Origin of the sequence: Nocardioides sp., from assembly GCF_036401255.1 — a bacterium.
Taxonomy (GTDB): domain Bacteria; phylum Actinomycetota; class Actinomycetes; order Propionibacteriales; family Nocardioidaceae; genus Nocardioides.
Genome location: NZ_DASWVI010000221.1, coordinates 1 through 3,687, shown reverse-complemented (window position 1 = coordinate 3,687; position 3,687 = coordinate 1). Strand labels below are relative to the sequence as shown.

At 73.2% G+C, this 3,687-nt stretch carries 5 protein-coding genes; 4 read left to right on the top strand and 1 reads right to left on the bottom strand.

Going from position 1 to position 3,687, the window contains the following annotated elements; all coding sequences use genetic code 11:
* Positions 1-605 (bottom strand): DeoR/GlpR family DNA-binding transcription regulator (locus VGD85_RS10365; protein WP_331063360.1); only part of this gene is annotated, 605 nt, incomplete at its 3' end.
* 68 nt (positions 606-673) lie between these two features.
* Between VGD85_RS10365 and VGD85_RS10360 the strand changes: the two genes are divergently transcribed.
* The 4 genes from VGD85_RS10360 to VGD85_RS10345 form a co-directional block, all read left to right on the top strand.
* The gene (locus VGD85_RS10360; protein ID WP_331063359.1) at positions 674-1,054 is read left to right on the top strand and encodes a DUF4406 domain-containing protein; all 381 of its coding nucleotides are present in this window, start codon (positions 674-676) and stop codon (positions 1,052-1,054) included.
* Between the two features lie 9 nt (positions 1,055-1,063).
* Positions 1,064-1,864 carry a deoxyribonuclease IV gene (locus tag VGD85_RS10355; RefSeq protein WP_331063358.1) on the top strand — a complete coding sequence of 267 codons (801 nt, stop codon included), beginning with the start codon at positions 1,064-1,066 and terminating at the stop codon, positions 1,862-1,864.
* Complete coding sequence (locus VGD85_RS10350; protein ID WP_331063357.1) at positions 1,861-2,277, top strand: VOC family protein; 417 nt, start codon at positions 1,861-1,863, stop codon at positions 2,275-2,277. The genes VGD85_RS10355 and VGD85_RS10350 overlap by 4 nt, the downstream gene beginning before the upstream one ends.
* A gap of 72 nt (positions 2,278-2,349) precedes the next feature.
* Positions 2,350-3,687, top strand: a 1,338-nt coding sequence (locus VGD85_RS10345) for a glycosyltransferase family 39 protein (RefSeq protein WP_331063356.1), incomplete at its 3' end; no start/stop codon positions are given.

The following is a 3,687-nucleotide window of genomic DNA, read 5'->3' as shown; positions in this document are numbered from 1 at the left end:
TAGGTCTCGGCGGACCGCTCGACCCAGGCGCGCTTGATCGCAGCCTCCTCGGCATCGCCGGTGGTCAGGCCCGCGACCGGGTGGACGCCGGTCACGCCGAGGAAGAACACGTCCGCGCTGATCCGGCCGATCGCCTCGTGGGCGAGCGCCCCGGTGGCGACGACGGAGTGCTTGAACAGCCGGCCGCCGACGATGATCACCTCGACGGTGGGGTGGCCGGCCAGCTCCACGGCGATCGTGGGGCTGTGGGTGACGACGGTCGCCCGCAGGTCGGGCGGCAGCCGCCGGGCCAGCTCGCGCGCCGTCGTACCCCCGTCGATCGCGACCGTCTGCCCCGGGCGCACCAGTGCGGCGGCCGCCCGGGCGACCTCGGCCTTGGCGCCGGCGCCGATCGTGGTGCGTACGCCGAAGTCGGCGACCGCGGGCGAGGCCGGCAGCGCGCCGCCGTGCACCCGGTGCAGCAGCCCCTCGGCCGCCAGCTCGCGCAGGTCACGGCGGATCGTGTCCTCCGAGAGCTCCAGCTCGGCGGCCAGATCCTTGGCGACGACCCGGCCCTCGGAGCGCAGGGTGGAGAGGATCAGGTCCTTGCGTTGGGCGGCGAGCACGGCGAACACCCTAGACCCATGCACGTTTCTTCTTGTTCTTGCCCGTTTCTGCACGGTAATGTCGGGTCATGACGAAGCCCCTGATGATCCTGATCGCCGGCCCCTACCGCTCCGGCACCGACGACGACCCGGCGCGCATGGCCGCCAACCTCGCGGCCCTCGAGGCGGCCGCGTGGCCGATCTTCCGCGCCGGGCACGTGCCGATGATCGGCGAGTGGGTCGCCCTGCCCGTGCTCAGCAGCGCGGGAGCCAGCGGGCCGCTCGACCCGCTGGCCGAGCAGGTGATGTACCCGACCGCCGAGCGGCTGCTCCAGCACTGCGACGGCGTGCTGCGGCTGCCCGGCGAGTCCACCGGGGCCGACCAGGATGTCGCGATCGCCCACGAGCGCGGGATCCCGGTGTGGCACCGGGTCGAGGACGTGCCCGGGTACGTCGGAGGTGCCGCCTAGGGTGAGCGCATGAGCAGCCTCGCCATCGGTGCCCACGTCGACCAGGCCGACCCCGTCGCGGAGGCCCGGGCGCGCGAGATGCCGCACGTGCAGTTCTTCCTGGGCGACCCGCAGGGGTACAAGGGCCCCGAGTTCCGCTACGCCGGCGGGGCCGAGGCGCTCAAGGCCGACGCCGAGGCCGCGGGGGTCGGGCTCTACGTGCACGCGCCGTACATCGTCAACGTCGCGACCACCAACAACCGCATCCGCATCCCCAGCCGCAAGCTGCTCCAGCAGCACGTCGACGCGGCGGCGGCGATCGGGGCGCGCGGGCTGATCGTGCACGGCGGGCACGTGAACAAGGACGACGATCCGGCCAAGGGCTTCGACAACTGGCGCAAGGCGGTCGAGGCCGTCGACCTCAAGCTGCCGCTGCTCATCGAGAACACCGCCGGCGGCGACAACGCGATGACCCGCTACCTCGAGCGCATCGAGCGGGTCTGGGACGCGTTGTCCTCGACCGAGCAGTTCGACCAGGTCGGGTTCTGCCTCGACACCTGCCACGCCCACGCCGGCGGCAACGCGCTCGAGACGGTCGTCGACGACGTACGCCGCATCACCGGCCGCATCGACCTCGTGCACTGCAACGACTCCCGCGACGAGTTCGACTCCGGCGCCGACCGCCACGCCAGCCTCGGTGCCGGCAAGGTCGACCCCGACCTGCTCGCCGCCGTCGTGCGCGACGCCGCCGCCCCGGTGATCCTCGAGACGCCCGGCGGTGCCGCCGAGCACCGTGCCGACGCCGGCTGGCTCACGGAGCGGATCGGATGACCTCCCGGATCACCGAGCTCAGCGTCGACTGCGCCGACCCGGCCGCGCTCGCGCGGTTCTGGGCGGCGGTGCTCGACTACGTGGTGATCGACGAGGACCCCGAGCTGGTCGAGATCGGGCCGGCGGGGCGCGCTGACGAGCAGCTGCTCGCCGACATCCGCACCGGGCCGGTCGCCCCCACGATCTTCTTCGCGCGGGTGCCGGAGGACAAGGTGGTCAAGAACCGGCTGCACCTCGACCTCTCGCCGATCGACACCGACCGCGACGGCGAGATCGCCCGGCTCGAGTCGCTCGGCGCCCGGCGCACCGACCTCGCGCCACCGGACGTGACCTGGGTCGTGATGCTCGACCCCGAGGGCAACGAGTTCTGCGTGCTGCGCAGCCTCGCGCCTGGGGAGTTCTCACTGTCGTAGAAGCCGCGCGCTCACAGACGACGCACAGACGACCCACACCGTCTCGCCAAGGCGGCGACGGACGTTGGGTCCATGAGCACCGCGACCCTCGACGAGCCCGCGACCACGATCCCCGCCCCCGAGCCACCGCCGCGCGAGCCGGAACGGTGGTACCGGCCCGCCCTGGCCGGCCTGCTGGCCGCCACCGCCGTCCTCTACCTGTGGGGGTTGGGCGAGTCCGGCTGGGCGAACAGCTTCTACTCCGCCGCCGCGCAGGCGGGCTCGGAGTCGTGGAAGGCGTTCTTCTTCGGGTCCTCCGACGCCGCGAGCTCGATCACCGTCGACAAGACCCCGCTGGCGCTCTGGCCGATGGGGCTCGCGGTCCGGGTGTTCGGGCTGTCGTCGTGGTCGATCCTGGTGCCGCAGGCGATCGAGGGCGTGCTCGCGGTGTGGCTGCTGGTCGCCACCGTCCGGCGTACGACGACCTCGTCCGCCGCGGGCCTGCTCGCCGGAGCGACGCTGGCGTTGACGCCGGTCGCGGTGCTGATGTTCCGGTTCAACAACCCCGACGCGATGCTGGTGCTGCTGCTGGTCGCCGCGGCGTACGCCACGCTCCGCGCACTGGAGGACGGCGTCCGCCACCCGGTGCGCTGGCTGGCGCTGGCCGGGGCGCTGGTGGGGCTGGCGTTCCTGGCCAAGATGCTGCAGGCGTTCCTGGTGCTGCCGCCCCTGGCGCTGGTCTACCTGCTGGCGGCGCGCACCAGTGTGCCGAAGCGGCTCGGCCACCTGCTGGTCGCGTTCGGCTCGATGCTCGCCGCCGGCGGCTGGTGGGTGGCGATCGTGTCGCTGTGGCCCGCCTCCGGTCGGCCCTACATCGGCGGGTCGCAGGACGACTCGATCCTCGAGCTGACGTTGGGCTACAACGGCTTCGGCCGGCTCACCGGCGACGAGACGGGCTCGGTCGGCGGCGGTGCCGGCGGCGCCACCTGGGGCTCGACGGGTCTGACCCGGCTGTTCGACGGCGAGATCGGCGGCCAGATCGCCTGGCTGCTGCCGAGCGCGCTGCTGCTGCTCGTCGCCGGGCTCTGGCTCACACGGCGTGCGGCCCGCACCGACCTGACCCGCGCCGCGCTGGTGCTGTGGGGCGGCTGGCTGCTCGTCACCGGCCTGACCTTCAGCTTCATGGCGGGCATCTTCCACGCCTACTACACCGTGGCACTGGCGCCCGCGATCGCGGCGCTGGTCGGCATCGGCGCCGCGCTCGTGTGGCAGCACCGGCAGTCGATGCTCGCCTGCGGGTTCGGCGCGGCCGCGGTCGCGCTGGCCGCGGCCACCGGCTTCGTGCTGCTCGGTCGCAGCGCCGACTTCGTCCCGTGGCTGCGGGGGCCGCTGCTGGTGGCCGGCCTGTTCACCGCCGTCGTGGTGCTCGGC

What these genes read in the sequence shown, in the direction of transcription:
- VGD85_RS10360 (WP_331063359.1), top strand. Translation starts at nt 674, where the DNA reads ATGACGAAGCCCCTGATGATCCTGATCGCCGGCCCCTACCGCTCCGGC.
- VGD85_RS10355 (WP_331063358.1), top strand. Translation starts at nt 1,064, where the DNA reads ATGAGCAGCCTCGCCATCGGTGCCCACGTCGACCAGGCCGACCCCGTC.
- VGD85_RS10350 (WP_331063357.1), top strand. Translation starts at nt 1,861, where the DNA reads ATGACCTCCCGGATCACCGAGCTCAGCGTCGACTGCGCCGACCCGGCC.